This window comes from Hymenobacter sp. HSC-4F20, assembly GCF_019599275.1.
In the GTDB taxonomy this organism is placed as follows: Bacteria; Bacteroidota; Bacteroidia; order Cytophagales; family Hymenobacteraceae; genus Hymenobacter.
In genome coordinates this window covers 873,235-889,390 of record NZ_JAHZTD010000002.1, presented here as the reverse complement: position 1 = coordinate 889,390, position 16,156 = coordinate 873,235, and the positions used below count along the sequence as shown (strand labels likewise).

Annotated in this window: 11 protein-coding genes and 1 tRNA gene; 5 read left to right on the top strand and 7 right to left on the bottom strand. The window is 59.0% G+C overall.

What is annotated here, in order from left to right; all coding sequences use genetic code 11:
• Positions 1 to 179 precede the first annotated feature (179 nt).
• On the bottom strand, positions 180 to 692 hold the full coding sequence (locus K3G63_RS13535) for a DUF6992 family protein (RefSeq protein WP_220614628.1): 513 nt from the start codon (positions 690 to 692) through the stop codon (positions 180 to 182).
• An 85-nt stretch (positions 693 to 777) separates the two neighbouring features.
• Positions 778 to 1,491, bottom strand: a complete 714-nt coding sequence (locus K3G63_RS13530; RefSeq protein WP_220614627.1) for a porin family protein — start codon at positions 1,489 to 1,491, stop codon at positions 778 to 780.
• A 200-nt stretch (positions 1,492 to 1,691) separates the two neighbouring features.
• Between K3G63_RS13530 and K3G63_RS13525 the strand changes: the two genes are divergently transcribed.
• Both K3G63_RS13525 and K3G63_RS13520 read left to right on the top strand, forming a co-directional pair.
• Positions 1,692 to 1,766: transfer RNA gene (locus K3G63_RS13525), tRNA-Val, on the top strand.
• Positions 1,767 to 1,873: 107 nt separating this feature from the next.
• Positions 1,874 to 2,782, top strand: coding sequence for a histone deacetylase (locus K3G63_RS13520; RefSeq protein ID WP_220614626.1), 909 nt, complete (start codon positions 1,874 to 1,876; stop codon positions 2,780 to 2,782).
• Between the two features lie 204 nt (positions 2,783 to 2,986).
• Here the strand turns inward: K3G63_RS13520 and K3G63_RS13515 are convergent, their stop codons facing one another.
• From K3G63_RS13515 to K3G63_RS13505, 3 genes are all read right to left on the bottom strand, one after another.
• Positions 2,987 to 3,697, bottom strand: a complete 711-nt coding sequence (locus K3G63_RS13515) for a methyltransferase domain-containing protein (protein ID WP_220614625.1) — start codon at positions 3,695 to 3,697, stop codon at positions 2,987 to 2,989.
• Positions 3,698 to 3,754: 57 nt separating this feature from the next.
• On the bottom strand, positions 3,755 to 4,936 hold the full coding sequence (locus K3G63_RS13510; protein WP_220614624.1) for a type III polyketide synthase: 1,182 nt from the start codon (positions 4,934 to 4,936) through the stop codon (positions 3,755 to 3,757).
• Between the two features lie 111 nt (positions 4,937 to 5,047).
• Entirely contained in the window at positions 5,048 to 6,166 is a 1,119-nt protein-coding gene (locus K3G63_RS13505) for an NAD(P)/FAD-dependent oxidoreductase (RefSeq protein WP_220614623.1), read from the bottom strand.
• A gap of 174 nt (positions 6,167 to 6,340) precedes the next feature.
• Between K3G63_RS13505 and K3G63_RS13500 the strand changes: the two genes are divergently transcribed.
• Positions 6,341 to 6,718, top strand: coding sequence for a T9SS type A sorting domain-containing protein (locus K3G63_RS13500; protein WP_220614622.1), 378 nt, complete (start codon positions 6,341 to 6,343; stop codon positions 6,716 to 6,718).
• A gap of 496 nt (positions 6,719 to 7,214) precedes the next feature.
• Here K3G63_RS13500 and K3G63_RS13495 read toward each other — a convergent pair whose 3' ends face one another.
• Positions 7,215 to 10,799, bottom strand: coding sequence for a PAS domain S-box protein (locus K3G63_RS13495; protein WP_220614621.1), 3,585 nt, complete (start codon positions 10,797 to 10,799; stop codon positions 7,215 to 7,217).
• 23 nt (positions 10,800 to 10,822) lie between these two features.
• Positions 10,823 to 12,190, bottom strand: a complete 1,368-nt coding sequence (locus tag K3G63_RS13490) for a sigma-54 dependent transcriptional regulator (protein WP_220614620.1) — start codon at positions 12,188 to 12,190, stop codon at positions 10,823 to 10,825.
• A gap of 499 nt (positions 12,191 to 12,689) precedes the next feature.
• On the opposite strand from K3G63_RS13490, the gene K3G63_RS13485 reads away from it, so the two are divergent.
• Both K3G63_RS13485 and K3G63_RS13480 read left to right on the top strand, forming a co-directional pair.
• Positions 12,690 to 14,771 (top strand): T9SS type A sorting domain-containing protein, encoded by a 2,082-nt coding sequence (locus tag K3G63_RS13485; RefSeq protein ID WP_220614619.1) that lies wholly within the window; start codon positions 12,690 to 12,692, stop codon positions 14,769 to 14,771.
• A gap of 277 nt (positions 14,772 to 15,048) precedes the next feature.
• On the top strand, positions 15,049 to 15,936 hold the full coding sequence (locus K3G63_RS13480) for a DNA/RNA non-specific endonuclease (protein ID WP_220614618.1): 888 nt from the start codon (positions 15,049 to 15,051) through the stop codon (positions 15,934 to 15,936).
• Positions 15,937 to 16,156: the final 220 nt, after the last annotated feature.

Below are 16,156 nucleotides of genomic sequence, written 5' to 3'. Positions count from 1 at the left end.
TGTTTAAGTAATCTGCAATCGTCTGCTGTTCGGGGGTAAGAGTTGGAGCCTGGGAGCAGGCAGAAAGAGACCAGATAGCGGCGTAGTAAGTTGCCTTCATAGTCCTGGAGCTAACAAGTCAGCAGCTTTTCCTGCATAAAAAGCCCGCTGAACCGTTTAGCGAAGCTTTTTTGTGTTGCTCACGGCACCAGAGCCAGTAGCTCGGCCGCGTAGCGGTGGTAGAGAAGGTACAGCCCCACATCGAAAAGGAGCAGAAACCCACCCTGCACCCACAAGGAGCGCCCAAAGCCCGCTAAGCGTTCCGGGCGGGCGGCGGCGGAATGGGCCGCCCGGGCCCGGAGCCAGCTACCAAGGCAGAGGTAGGCCACATCGAGCCCCGCATTGAAGAGCAGCAATTTTTCGAAGGCAAACTGAGCATCGAGGCTGGCGGGTAGGGTAAGGCCGGCCACCTGCTGAGGGTGAGCCCGCAAAATTCCCCATACGGCCAGCAGGGCGTTTACCACGTTCCAGCCCACATTCATGAGGTGGAAATGGTGCGTTTCCGTGCGGATGTCGGTGCGAGCCACGTAGTAGCCGCTCACCACCAGATTCAGCAGAGCCCAGGCGCCGAGCACGCCCATGCCGCGCTCGGCCAGCAGTTCGCGGGCGTGGTTGATGGCGGGTAATGCCGCCGGAACGGACAAAAAGTTCATAAGCAACACAGTAGCCGGCTCAACTGACACGCATAAAAAAAGGAAGCCTCGGGAGACTTCCTTTTTGAGGTAGCAAGTAGGGGCACTAGTTAGCAATACCGATGCCCACGTACACCTGGAACATACCGTTCTTGATGTCGGTGATGGTTTTGGCGCCGGTTTTGGCCAGGTTCTGGTCCTGAATAATATCGGCGAAGCCAGCCGTGTAGCGGCCTCCTACGCGGGCCGGACCTACGCGAGCTTCTACACCAGCAGCTACCCCGTAGTCGAGGCTGTTGTAGCTGTAGCCAAAGGTGTTGTTCTCATCCGAAATCTTGCGTTCCACGTCGCCTTCTTTCACTTTCGTGAGCAGGGAAACCTGGGGGCCTACGTGCACACTCACGTTGTCGAGGAAGTTGTACACCAGCAGCACGGGTACCTGCACGTAATCGAGGCGGGTGGTATAGGTGCCCGCCTGCGAGGTAGTGGAAGGGTTGTCGCCCTTGAAGCCCTGGCGGCTGTAGAGTACCTCCGGCTGGATGGAAAACTTATCGTTGAAGCCAAACTGAGCGTACACCCCAGCGTGGAAGGTATTATAGATACCCTCGTCGCCAAAGTTCTTTTTGTCGTCGCCGCGGAAGTTCGAGGCCGTGAAGCCACCTTTAATGCCGAAGCCATTGTTGCGCGAGTCGCTACCGGTAGCGGGTGCGTAGTCGTTGGAGGAACGCAGGCCGCTGACGCGAGGAGTTTCGGTAGGAGCTTGAGCCAGGGCGGTGGCGCTCAGGGCGCAGCCGGCTGCTAGGAGTGCAATGTGTTTCATGGGGCAGGGGAGAGAAATAGTGCAGAAAAGCGCTACCTGCTAAGGATAAAGTAGCGTTGGTAAGCCGCTATACTTGCGGCGGCTCAGAAGGTTACAGCGCCTGGGTAGTAAAGGCAGAAATTTTGTACGTAGTCCGGAAGGATAATCTTCGGTAAAAAATTACCTTTGGCTCTTTACGGCCGCCGCCACGTGGTTTTGCCGGGGCGTTAGCTCAGTTGGTTTAGAGCACTACCTCGACAAGGTAGGGGTCACTGGTTCGAGCCCAGTACGCCCCACGTCAAAACCCCCGAATCCGAAGATAACCGCTTGCGAAGGCGGTTATTTTTGTGTGCGGCATGTGCGGGCAGTTACTTTTCAGCGGCACCTGCGTAGGTTCGGAGCTATGATTTCTATTGCTTGGGCTCCGCTTTATGCTCACCCGCTGCCAGCCACCCACCGCTTTCCCATGCTCAAGTACGAGCTGTTGCCGGAGCAGCTGCTCCGGGAAGGTATAGTACCGGAAAGCGCCTTTTTCACCCCGCAGCCGCCCCCCGTTGTAGATATGCTGCGGGTGCACGAGTCCGACTACTACCAGCGCCTGAGTGCCGGGCAGCTTACCCGCGCCGAGGAGCGCGCCACCGGCTTTCCGTGGAGCCCCGAACTAATAGCGCGGGAAACCACCATTTTGGGCGGTACGCTGGAGTGTGCCCGCCGGGCCCACCAGTATGGGGTAGCCCTAAACATTGCCGGCGGCACCCACCACGCTTTCCGTGCCCGGGGCGAGGGGTTCTGCCTGCTCAACGACCAGGCTGCCGCAGCCGCCTACCTGCTAGCCCACCCGGAGCTAGGCGTGCAGCGGGTGCTCATTATAGACTTGGATGTGCACCAGGGTAACGGTACCGCCAGCATCTTCCAGACCGAGCCGCGCGTGTTTACCTTCTCCATGCACGGAGCCCGCAACTACCCCCACCGCAAGGAGCACTCCGACTTGGACCTGGCCCTGCCCGACGGCACCGACGACGTGGCCTACCTGCGTCTGCTGCGCGAAACCTTGCCCCGCTTGCTCAGCCAGCATCAGCCCGATTTCGTGTTTTACCTTAGCGGCGTAGATGTGCTGGCCACCGATAAGCTGGGTCACCTGGCCCTTAGCCGCGACGGCTGCCGCCGCCGCGACGAGTACGTGCTGGGCCTCTGTCACCAGCACAACCTGCCGGTAGTCGTGTGCATGGGCGGCGGCTACTCCCCCCGTATAGCCGACATTGTGGATGCCCACAGTAATACCTTCCGCGCTGCGGCGGCGCTGTGGGGGTAAGGATGAAATGACGAGTTTGTGACGTAGTGCGTTGTATTACGGCGAGCGGCGCGGCGCCATCCAGCGTGATACACTTCCTCACCTGACGAGTTCATTCCGTTCGTGCTGATAATCAGAGTGTGGTGCTGTTCCTGCGGGGTAGTGCTGCGTGAAGAATAGATGGCATCCTGGGTCAGCGCCATAATAGCTCACTCGCTCACCGGCTTATTGGCTCTCTATTATCACCTGCCAGCGGAAGGCCCAGCGCCAGCGCAGGCGGTAGTGGCGAATGCCGGCGCTGGCGAGTAACTGCTGCCAGTCGCGGCGGGTGAAGGCCCGGGCCACGGAAAGGGGAGCATCGTGGCGCACGAGGCGGGAGCCGCCCAGCAGGCGCGTAAGCCACCGGATGCTGTAATAGGCCAGGAAGTGACGGTGTAAATCGTTGATGATGACGGCCACCCGGGCCTGCTGGTGCCAGCGCCGCAGTAAGGTGGCCAACTGCACGTCGGGGAAGTGGTGGCAGAACAGGCTGGCAGTCAGTATATCAAAGGGCTGCTGCTGAAACTCGGCGGTGAAAATATCGGCCTGCTGGTAGCGGATCTCGGGGTAACCGGTGCTGCGGCTGGCGGCGTAGTCCAGCATAAAGGCGTTGGCATCGACGCCAGTCAGCTCCACGGCTACGCCTTGGCGCCGGGCCCAGCGGGCAATCTGCCGTAAGGTGTCGCCACCGCCGCTGCCCAGGTCGGCTAGGCGCAGGGGGCGGTTCGAGGGGAAGCGGGGGCGCAGCTCCTCCAGGGCGTGCAGTACGGGTGTGTAGCCACCGAGCCACGTATTAATGCTCTCCAGCTCCTCCAGGTTCTGTCGCAACTCATCGGAGGCCAGCGTCAGGTCATCCATCAGCTCCTGCTCCGTGGCTCGGAAACGAAAATCGGGCATGGCAGGGAGGCGGCAGCTAGGGTAGAGGGGGTACGGAACCGGGAAAGAGGGGTAGGGTTAGGCTGACACAACAACCGTGGCGGGGACTGGCTGGGCTACGTGGTGCAGGTGTCGGGCAGGTGTTTCCTCACCCCAGGCAACGGTTAGCAGCATGGCTTCCAGCGTGAGGCCCGGCCCAAAGGCAAAGCTGAGCACCGGGGCACCCGCATCGGCGGCGGTAAGGGTGTGCAACAGCTCCTGCAGGACGAACAGCACCGTAGCCGAGGACATATTGCCGTAGTCGCGCAGGACCTGGTAGGCAAAACGGTTGTCGTGGGTGGTCAGCCCCAGAGCCTGTTCAATGGATTCCAGGATTTTCCGCCCGCCCGGATGGATGGCAAACGCCCGGATATCGGCCAGCTCCACTGGTAGTTCGGCCAGCAGGGTGGCCGTAAGCCGCCCAATACCCTGTTGAATCATGCGGGGCACGTAGGACGACAAGGTCATTTCAAAGCCGAAATTGCTGATGTGCCAGGCCATATCGGCGTGGCCGTCAGGCTCCAGGCCGCAGTGAAAGGCCGTGAGAGCCAGGCTCGGGCCCTGCTCGCGGGGGCGGCCCTGCACCAATACCGCCGCCGAGCCATCCCCAAACAAGGCATTGGACACCAAATGATCTTCTTCCGTACTTTTCTGGAAATGCAGGGTACACAACTCGGTGCATACTACCAGCACCCGGGCTTCGGGGGTGGCGCGGCAAAAGGCATCAGCCAGCTTCAGGGCATTGACGGCGGCGTAGCATCCCATAAAGTTCACGCAGGTACGCTGCACGTGGCTGGGTAGGCCCAAGGCCGCCACCAGCTCAATGTCCAGGCCCGGTGCGTACATGCCCGTGCAGCTAACGGTAATCAGGTGGGTAATGCTGGTCACGGACACTTCCGGCAGCTGCTGCAGGCAGCCCTGCACCGCCTGCACCGAGAGAGGGAGGGCGTGGCGGCGGTACTCGGCCATGCGCTGGCCCACCGAAGGAAAAGGCTCCAGCCCTACGGTATTGGGGAAAAACTCAAAGCTGCCAGTGGCCCGGCCGTAGTCGGGGAGGACAGTGTAGCGCTGGCCAATGCCCGACACGCGGTACAACGCCCGGAGCTTGCGTGTACCGGCCGGATCCAGCTGCAAGGCGCTGGCCATGAAGTCGGCAATCTGGAGTTGGGGAATGCGGTGGGGCGGATTGGCCGTGCCAATGGCACACAGGTAGCTACTCATCAGTGCAGTTTACGCAAAATACCCCCCACGCGCTGTTCGTTTTTTTGGGGTTGCTAGGAAAGCGGGCACGTAGGAAGATATCCCAACCGATGCAGCCCCTTGCCTGTTCACTTAAAATGCTTGCCCGTGTGTGCCGCGCATCAGAGTACGAAGAGCCGCGGGCCATAGGCGGAGGGTGCCTACGGCCACCTCACTAAGCAGCGGCTGGCCAAACAGGCGCTGCACGGCCCGGCCCACGCGCAGCCGCGGGGCAAACTCCTGGTGCCAGTCGTAGTGGTAGGCGGCTTCCAGAGCCGCGCGCGAGAGTTGGCCCCGCAGAAAAGCATCAACGCGGACGGCGGCCAGTTGAGCCCCATGCACGGCCATCGCCATGCCATTGCCGCAGAGAGGTGTGATGAGCCCGGCCGCGTCGCCACAGAGCAGCACATGGTTTTCCACGCAGCTTTTGGGGGCAAACGAAATTTCGTTGATAACCTCCGGCTGCGGATAAAGCACCTCGGCGGAGGCCAGTAGTTGGCGCAGATGAGGATTTTGGGCCAGCACCTGGGCTTCCAACTGCGGGATGGTACCGTGAGCCTTGAGGTTGCGGCGCGTGGTGAGGTAGCAGAAGCAGTAGATATCGTCTTCGACTGCCGAGATGCCCGCGTACCCATCGGCGAAGTTGTGCAGGGCAATCAGGTCGCGGGGCATGGCGGGGTAGCGCACGTGGTACTTCACTCCCAGATACGGTGAGCGTTGGCTGAAGAAAGCTCGTTGCAGGTGGCGGTCCAGGCTGCTGCGCTTACCATAGGCCCCTAGCACCACCCGCGCCGGTAGTTGCTCGCCCCCGGCCAGTTGCACGGTATGCAGGTTGGCACCTGCATCAAACTCTACGGCAGTGGCCGTAGTTTGCTGGCGCACCGTTACGCCCGCCGCTACGGCTGCCTGATACAGGAATGCATCGAGGCGGTAGCGGCTTATTCCAAACCCGCCCAAATCGAGAGGGGCAGTGAGTAGCCTTCCTGCCGGAGAGCTAACCTGGAAGCGGGTAATGTGGGCCGGCTGGAGCGGGGTGGGGTCGACGCCGAGACGGCGCAGGTAGGGAAGCACTTCATTGGAAATGTACTCGCCGCACACCCGGTGAAACGGATACTGCCGCCGTTCCAGCAGCGTCACGGCGTGGCCGCGCCGGCGTAGATCCAGGGCCGCGCACAAGCCTCCCAGGCCCCCACCAATAATGACAACGTCCAACTTAATTCATCGGGTAAAAGGGTGGGAACGAAGATAAACAGAGTTCTTTTATCGAAGATGCGTTATATTCTGCCCGTATAACTTAAAAGGCCTGTTACTTTTGCTAACCTAAATAAGCGGCCATCGTTTATACGCATTCCGCCTCCGCGCTTTTCATTTCTCCCACCACTTCGTATGATGCAACCCTTACGCTATTTACTTTTATTCGTTTTACTGCTCGGCGGCTTCCGCTGGAGCTTGCCAACGGCCGCTCAGCCGGTAGCGCCGCGTCCGGCCCCGGCGGCACGGCCCGCCGCTGATGAGAAGGCGTTGCTTGTGTACCCTAACCCCAGTACAGGCATCGTGCATATTTCTATCAACGGGTTTGAAGGTCGCAAAGTAGAGCTGCGTGTGCTCAACGTTATCGGCACGCTAATGTACCGCGAAACCCTAAGTGAGCTGAACGGCCGCGACACTCGCACCCTGGATTTAAGCAAGTTCGCCAATGGGTTGTACTACGTAAAGCTGGAAGCCGATAATGCCAGCGAAATGCGCAAGCTCGTAATTCGCTAGCTATACACTCGTAATTCGCTAGCTATACAATCTAGGCATACGCAGCACGAGCCGCCCTTTGGGTGGCTCGTGCTGCGTATGCCCGTTAGAGGAGTGCGAAAAGAAAGGCGCCTTCGCGGGAAGCGAAGGCGCCTAGTATCCTAAAAGCAGCGGGCAAGCTGCCTAGCGGTCATTCCGGACCCGTACGGGCTCAGGCTTCAGCATAGCTTTTACTTTGTTCACCGTATCGAGGGCGAGCAAAGCAGTTGCCAGCGCAATCCCGAAGAAAATTAAGAGAGTCATACCAAAGAGAATTAGGAGAAAAGAAAACAGTGCCCGGGGTAAAGCCAGCGTACCAGCATCTCTCGTAGCAATGTTGATGCTAGTATAACCCTAAAGCAGCATAGGTAGTTGCAGCATAATTATGTCTTTTTCCGGGGGCTGGCGTCCGCCTACCCGGAAGGAAGCAGAAGGGGCTACCCCCGCGTACCGGCCGCAGCGAAGCCAGGGCTGCCGACTAGGCCGGAAACTCCTCCTGAAGCTGGCGGATTGCTTCGTCTATGAACTGGCGCACTTGCTGCACTCCGCGTTCCAGTATGGGCCATTCAGCAGTTTCAGGCGCGTAGGCAGCAGCTTCTATATCGCGCAGGATGGTGCGCAACGCCTGAATCTGCAGGCCATCAACGGAGCTTTTCAGGTGGTGGGCGGCGGCTCCAAGCTGCTCAAGGTTGCGCTTGAGCAACTGGTCTTCCATCTCTGCTACCACGGGAGGAGTAGTGCTGATGAATAACTGAGCTAGCCGGCGGATAAAGCTTTCATCGTTGTTGGAGAACTGACGCAGGCCGCTTAAATCGTACAGCTTGCCGGCCGGAAGGGTCAGCTCCGGTTCCTGCACCACGGCGGGGGCGGGTGGCTCCGGCACTGCGTACTCAAGGTGCAGCAGATCCACAATTGTGCGGAACAAGTCGTCCTCTTTGAACGGCTTCGATAAGTAGGCATCGAGGCCGGCCGCCCGGTATCGTTCCGCTTCGCCCTGCATAGCGTGGGCCGTCAGGGCTACAACCGGCGTAGCGGCCCGCTCGGCATCGGGATGTTCGCGCAGCAGGCGCGTGGCCGCTACCCCATCCATGCCGGGCATCTGAATGTCCATCAGCACCACATCGTAGCGGTGCTGGCGAAATAGGGTAAGGGCTTCAGAGCCGGAGGACGCCGTATCTACTTCCATCCCCCAGCCCCGCAACATCACCTGCACCAGCAATTGGTTTACGCGGTTGTCTTCGGTAAGCAGCACCCGGCGCCCGCGCAGGCGCTGGTAGTCGGGGGCGGGTGTGGCCAGGGTGGCCGTGGGCGCTGACGCGGCCCCGAAGCGCAGGGTGAAACGGAAGGTACTGCCTTGGTGCAAACGGCTTTCGGCCGTCAGCTCGCCGCCCAACAATTCCACCAGGCCCCGCGAAATGCTCAGACCCAGCCCCGAGCCGCCGTACTCGCGAGCCGTGCTGGCCTCGGCCTGGGTGAAGGGCTCGAAAAGCTGCTGCAGCTGGTCTTCGGAGATGCCAATGCCGGTATCCATTACCGCGAACTGGTACTCTGGCTCCGCGCCCGGGGGGCTGAGCCGGCGGCAGGTCAGCAGCACGTGGCCCTTGTCGGTGAACTTGATGGCATTGCTTAGCAGGTTGAGCAGCACCTGGCGCAGGCGGTACGGGTCGCCCTGCACCCACTCCGAGCCGGTCTCCGGGGGGAGCTGCAGGCGCAGACTGATGCCTTTTTCAGCAGCCTTGGGCATCAGGGCCTGGCAGCTGGCTTTCAGGACTTCTTGCAGTTCAAACGGCATCGACTCCAGCCGCACCCGCCCAGCCCCGAGCTGCGCCATGTCCAGGATGTCGTTGATAACCACCAGCAGGTGCTCCGCCGAGTGACGGATATGGTGCAGGTACTGGCTTTGCTCGGCCGACAAGGGAGTTTTGGCCAGCAGTTCCGCCAGGCCCATGATGCCGTTCATGGGCGTGCGGATTTCGTGGCTCATGTTGGTGAGGAAGGTTTGCCGGGCCTGGGCATTTTGCTCGGCTATCTCCTTGGCTTGGTGCAGGGCCTGGCCCGTGTGCTTGAGTTCCGTGATGTCGTTGTCGACGCCTAGCACCTGCACCGTGCCATCGGCCAGAATGAAGGGCCGCTTAATGGTGTGAAACCAGTGCATCTGGCCGCGGGCATCGGTAAACGTATCCTCGTGGGCTACCTCCTGGCGGGTCTGGATAACTAGGTCATCCTGGACGCGGTGGCGGGCCAAATCCGGAAAGGTGCTTTGCAGCTCGGCGGCGGGCGTTTGCAGCAGCACATCGTTGCTCAGGCCATAGAGGCGGGCTGTAGATTGGTTGGCCAGGATATAGTTTCCGCTGCCGTCTTTCAGATAAATAAGGTTGGGTACCGTGTCAATAACCTGGCGAAACAGACGGTTTTGCTCGGCTAGGCGCCGGTTGGCGGAACGCCGCTGCTCGTCGGCAATCTTCCAGCGCGTAATGTCCTCCGCCGAGCCTACCACGCGCAGCACCTGTCCTTGCTCATCGCGCTCAAAGGGCGTGTTGCTGATGCGTAGCCAGCGGATGGAGCCGTTCCGGTGGTAAAGAAAAAATTCCAGGTGCAGGATTTCGCCATCGTCAACCTGGGCTACTTCCTCAAAATGCTGCCGCAGGCGGCGGCCCTCGGCCGACGGCATCAGGTTAGCGAACATGCTGCCGCCCATGGCCTGCAACTCCTGCTGCGAATACCCCAGCATGGATTCCACAAAGCGGTTGCAGTAGACGTTGATGCCCGTCGGCACGTCGTAGATGTAAATTAAGTTGGGCGTGGTGTTGGTAATGCGCTCCACGAACAGGCGACTCTGGCGCAGCTCTTCTTCCGTAATGCGCCGCTCCGTCACGTCAGTTGCCGACCCCACTATCTGCCAGACTGTGCCATCGGGATGACGGGTAAAGCAGGTGCTCTTCAGGCTAAGCCACCGCCACTGGCCGTTCCGGTGCTGAAACCGGTATTCTGAGGTAGATACTTGTCCTTCTTTCAAATGCTGGAGCAGCAGGTGTTTCTGCCGCGTAGCGTTTAGGTCGTCCGGGTGCATCAGAAGGGTAGTGAGCTGAGAACCCATATCCCGAATTTCAGCCTCCGTGTACCCCAGCATCTGCTCAGATTGGCGGTTGCAGTACAGCAGGGACCGTGTGTCCATGTCGTACAGAAACACGATGTTGGGCACGGTGTCATTGATGCGCGCCGTAAACAGCTGGCTGCGTACTAGCTCGGCTTCCGCGCGGCGGCGCTCCGTGATGGTCGTGAGGTAGACGTTGGCCGCCTGCTCCTCGGGTAGGGGCGCAATGGTCCAGAGGTAAAACTCGTTGCCCAGCCGCTTTTCCACGGAGCGGGGCTGACCCGTACTTAGGGCCTGAGCAATTTCTTGGCGGAGCAGCCGGACGTTCTCCATTGCGTCCGGCTGGTACAGCGCTTCCAGGGCCGCAGTGGCAGCCGGGTTGGCATACTGGGCTTGCGCCTCCCGGTTGAATCGGATGATGGGCTGCGGGCTTTGCTCGGCGAGGCGGGAAAGCTCCTGGACCCGTTGTTGCGCCTGCTGGTGCACCGTCACGTCCTCGTAGCTCCAGATGTGAAGCATCGTTACGCCGTTCTGCACCACGGGCAAATAGTCCTGCTGCACGATGATGCCATTTTGCAGCTGAAAAATTTCGCCGCTTACCCGCACCTGTCCGGCCCGCAGCTCCTGGTTGCGTTGGCGAACAGTAGGTTCGTGCTGCAACTGAGCCTGGCTTTCCTGCATCAAGTCCGTGACGCCTTTGCCAAGGTAGTGGCGGGGAGAATGACGCAGCTTAAACAGGTCACAGAGGCGCTGGTTCAGCAGGGTAATCATTCCATCCTGGTCCTCGGCCAGAATAGCGGTACTCATCGTTTCGAGCAGAGCCGTAGCTTGCTCGGCCGCCGCCAATGACCGGGCTTTCAGCTCGGCAACTTGGCGCCTGGCCTCTTCGCATTCAGTCTGTGCCGTTTGCCACGACCGTTGTGTACGGCGCAGAAGGCGCGCCAGGTGACGAGTACTGGTTGAACTCATAGTATGGTGGTTAGCCCCAGGGGTCAGCGGATACGGACCTCGTTGTTCTGAACCATACGATAAATGGTAGACTTTCCGATTTGCAGCTTGGCGGCTACTTGCAGAATATTTCCGTTGTGCACGTCTAGGTACCGCTGCACAATGGCGGCCATTTGGGTGCGCAATGATTCATTAGGCATGGCGCCCGGCGCGGCTGCGTCGGAGGAGCTGTGGCGGAGGGGTAAGTCCTGGGGCTGAATCTGGTCGTCTTCGGCCAGCACGGCGGCCAGTTCCACCACAGCTTTCAGTTCCCGCACGTTGCCGGGAAAGTTGTAATGCAGCAGTTTCTGCTGGGCCTGCGAAGAAAGCGAGCAGGTAGCCATATTATTCTGGGAGCAGAAGTCTTTCAGGAAGGCATCAGCCAGCAGCAGAATGTCCTCGCCTCTCTCCCGCAGGGGCGGCAGCACAATAGGCAAGCCCAGCAGGCGGTAGTACAAATCTTCCCGGAAGCGGCCTTCTTTCACTTCCTGGCCCAGGTCGCGGTGAGTAGCCACCATCAGCCGGGCGTCGAACGGGATGCGGCTGTTGCCTCCCACGCGGGTAACTTCCCGCTCCTGTAGCACGCGCAGCAGTTTGGCCTGCAAGCCTAAGTCCAGCTCCGAAATTTCATCCAGGAACAGGGTGCCTTTGTGCGCCTCCTCAAAGCGGCCGATGCGCCGGCCGAGGGCTCCGGTAAAGGCGCCTTTCTCGTGACCGAACAGCTCACTCTCCAGCAGGTCGCGCGGAATAGCGGCCACATTCACGGCTACAAAGGCGCCGTCGCTGCGGTCAGAGCGGAAATGAATGGCTTTCGCTACCAGCTCCTTGCCCGTGCCAGTTTCCCCGCTGATAGATACGGTAATATTAGTGCGAGCTGCTTTATCAATTAGGGCGTACAGCTGTTTGATTTGTGGGCTCTCTCCCAAAATGGCCCGCTGTGGATCGTACTTCTGGCCAATCTGCTCCTTGAGTCGGGTGTTTTCCTGGCGTAGCTCCAGTTGCTTGCGGATGTTGCCCACCGTATTCCAGAGCCGGTCGGCTGTTTCCTCGTCCTTCACTAAGTAGTCGAAGGCTCCCTGCCGGAGCAAGCCAATGGCTGTGCGCACATCTTCCTGCCCGGAAATAGCAATGACAGCTACCTCGGGTAGCCGCTCCTTAATCTGGCGAAGTACCTGGTCGCCCTTGCCGTCGGGCAGGGAGTAGTCCAGCGTGATGATATCGGGCTTGTCTGCTAGATTATCCAGGCAGGCCTGTGCGGTGGTAAAGCGGCGGATAACGTAATCCGGGTTTTGGGCTAGCTTGTACTCCAGCAGCTCACCATACCACGCATTGTCCTCGACAATAAAGATGGAAACAGACAAAGGTACGCTCATGGGAATTTAGGATAGGGAAAGCGTAGGAACCAACAGTGCGTATACTCTCTACTTGGGAAAGTAGATGCATCGGGAATGTTCAATTCCTGTGGAAAGGGTTTCAGTAGCTCAGAAAAGGGCAGAAATACGCAATGGCGCGAGTATAAGAGGGAAATGCGGGGATACCAAACTTTCTCATTTGGGGAATTGTAATCCCGGAATGGAACAATATAGCATTTTCCTTCTGATAGTAAAATATTGATAATCAGTTTTTTAGTTGTTTTGGGCCAATATGGCGGGAGAATTGGTAAGGTAGTTCTGGTAGTTAGATTCCAGTGATTATCAATCCATTGCCCCTGCCATGAAGCCTCTTTACACACCTCTATCCCGCTGGCTGCTCCTTGTCGTACTGTTCTGCTATGGCGTAGGGTCCCAGCAGGCCCGGGCCGCAAGCGCGCCCATCTATTCTAACACAGGCGACAAAGGGTCTCAGGTTAGGCAAACATGTACGACAATAGGAGTGCCTCCCCTGGCCGTTACTACGTGCTTCGGCTCCGTAACCAACCCCGAGCTGGCCACCGATGGCGACTTTAACTCCGCCGCTACCCTAAATGTGCCCGTAACGGGCATAGCTAGCTCCATCGGCCTGCGCATGGACTTGGGCGCTACTGCTCCCGCCAACTACCGGGCGGGTATACTAGTGGAACGCGCCGGTAACGTTCTGAACCTGTTATCGGTAAATACGGCTAATCTGGTGGTTCTCCGGACTTATCTAAAGACCGGAACTACCTCGACGCTGCAGGAAGAAAGGCCCGTTGATGGTACCATAGTTGCCCATTTGCTCGGTAGCAACACGGGCAAAATCCGGCTGGAGTTTGTAGCTAGCAAGCCCTTCAACCAAGTAGAAATAGAAGCCGCTTCGGTGGTGAGCCTCGGCTACGCCCTGAAAGTCTACTATGCCTACGCCATCGACGCCAATGTAATTACAAGTGCGAAAGGGTATGTTTCCCGTTTTGAGAACCCCGGGGCCAGCACGTACAGCACGAATGTGCTAACGAACGGCGTTTCGGTATGCGTCAATTCTAGCGTGAGCAACCCGCTGGCCGCCGTTGATAAAAGCCTGACGAATTATGCTACAATGCACTCGTTGGTTGACGTGAGTTGCCCGCCCACTCTGCAAACGCAGCTGGAAGGTACCGCGCCGGCCGGCTACCAGGCGGGCTTCGTCCTGGGTAGCGGTAGCGTGCTTGACGTAGCTGCCCTAGAAGGCCTGCAAATCACGACGTATCTGGGAGGTGCGGCTCAGGAAACAGCCGCTGGTGGTAAGCTGCTCAACCTGGAATTGCTGGGCAACAACCAGTACAATGTAAGCTTCCCTACCACCAAGCCTTACGATCGGGTAGAAATCCGGCAGACCAAGCTGCTCAGCGTGCTAGACGATTTGCGGGTGTACTACGGGTTCGGCCTGGAGCCCCGCGTCTTCCGCGACCTGACTCCCCGCATTTCGGAATTCGTTGACCCGGCCGGTAACTATCAGGTGAACGGTAGCCTGGTGTGCGTAAACTGCTCCGTAACTAATCCGCAGCACGCCGCCGACAAAGATGTTACCGGCAACTACGCTACCGTGCGCACCACCTTGAGCGTAGGGGGCACCACGCGCCTGAAGATGCGTCTGAACGGACCCGGCAGTGCCGGTAACGTAGCGGGGGCTATTCTGGGGTTAGGCTCTACCTTGCTGGATGCCAAGCTGCTCTCCAGCATTCGGATTAACACGTACTCGGGCTCACCGGATGGGGCCAGTGGGAGCACTACCGGCACCGAGTTGGTAGAAAGCGCTGTAGGTAGCTCCCTGCTGAATGTGGAGCTGCTGGCAGATGGCCGGCAGGAAGTATCCTTCCGCACCACCCGCAACTTCGACTGGGTAGAGGTAGAGCTAACCAATGGGGTGAGCCTGCTAGATAATACGCAGGTTTACTATGGCTTTGCCGAGGATCGGCCCACGGGCTTCCCCTCTTCTATTACGATGCCAGCTCCGCTACCCGTGCAGTTGACGGGCTTTGCGGCCCGCGTCAGTGGCGCGGCAGTAAACGTAGTGTGGCAAACGGCCGCCGAGCTGAATAGCAGTTACTTTGTGGTAGAGCGCTCCACGCAAGCTGCTGCTGGTTTCCAGGCAATTGGGCGGGTAACTGCCGCGGGCACATCGAGCACCACGCGCCAGTACTCCCTCCGCGACGCTGACGCCGCTGCGCAGGCTGTACCTCTGCTCTACTACCGCCTGCGGCAGGTAGATACCGATGGGCAGGAAATGTACTCATCGGTGGTCGTAGTCAGCCTGAAGACCGCCAACCTGACGTTCGCCATTTACCCCAACCCTGCCTCCGCGGCGGAAACCATTCAGGCCGAGTTGCCGGCCCTGCCCGAGGGGCAGTATCAGCTGTCAGTATACAACACGCAGGGCAGCTTGGTCAGTCAGCAAAAAATTACTAGTTCCACCACCACGCTGGCTACCCGGCAGCTGCGGGCAGGGCTTTACCAAGTAGTGCTGGCCGATGCTCAGGGCCAGCGCATTGCTACCCAACAGCTGGTGGTGAGCGGGCGCTAACACTACCTTTATTTATCCCTACTCTATCCTTCTTCGCTTTATCATTATCGGACTAGGAGCCCCGCTGTTGCAGGTCAGCGGGGCTTCGTTCGTTCTTGCCAGTGTGAATGAATGCAACTAACACCTAATCAAGAATATATCTATTGTATCGTAATTGTATTAAAACAAGAAAATAATAACATTGCCGTAACATTTGGGTGGGTTCGACCTGCCAACTTTGCTCTGTCAGAGTGCATTCCCGACCTCTACTTTCCTTCCCCAACCAAAACCCGTTTGCATGTACCGCACCCTTTCCCGCGTACTAGGCTTGGCCCTGCTCACCAGTTGCGTAGTGTCCTGCTCCAAGAATGAAGTAGCTCCCACGGTTGTCCCCACGGCTGCCCCCCGAACCGCCGATGCCACCGCCACCCGCGACAGCCACCTGACCCTGGGCAACCCCAGCGGTGCTACAGCCAACTCGGCCAACTACTGGAACTACTTGGTGTCGAAGTCGCAGTATGCCATGTCGTATCACCGCGACCGGGGCACGCCCAACTGGGTAAGCTGGCATTTGAGCAGTGCGTGGCTGGGTAGCACACCGCGCCAGGATAATTTTGCTCCCGATAATACCCTGCCCGCAGGCTGGTACCGCGTCAGCAGCACCAGCTATACCGGCTCAGGCTTCGACCGGGGCCATCAGTGCCCTTCCGCCGACCGCACGGGCTCCGTGGCCGACAACTCGGCTACCTTCCTGATGAGCAATATGATTCCGCAGGCGCCCAACAACAACCAGCGTACTTGGGCCGGTCTGGAAAACTACTGCCGCACCCTAGTTGATGCCGGCAACGAGCTGTACATCATCTGCGGCAGCTACGGCAAGGGTGGCACCGGTTCTAACGGCTACGCCACTACCCTGGACGCCGGCCGCGTGACGGTGCCCGCTCAGGTGTGGAAAGTGATTGTGGTGCTTCCGAACGGTACCGGCGACGCAGCTCGGGTAACCACCGGAACCCGCGTTATTGCCATCAATACCCCCAACAACAACTCCTTGCTCACGACCTGGGGCTCGTACCGCACCACTGTGGATGCCATCGAGTCGGCTACCGGCTACGACCTGCTGTCGGCCGTATCAGCCTCCGTGCAAAGCGTTATCGAGGCCCGCGTCGACAACGGTCCTACCAGCTAAGCCTTATCCTTGCAAAGGCTTAGGAAAAGCCCGGCTGGAAGCAGTCGGGCTTTTTGTGTTTGATAGTAAGCTTGTTGACCTGGATGCCAACTGAAGAGGAGCTTAACCGGTGTACTGCGCTATTCGTCTTTAAATTTTTGTTATTGATCTAAAACAGTGCGGTTGCCAGCACGTCAGTTTATAGTTTTGACGAGAGTGAAGTGAGGTGGAATGCAGAGCA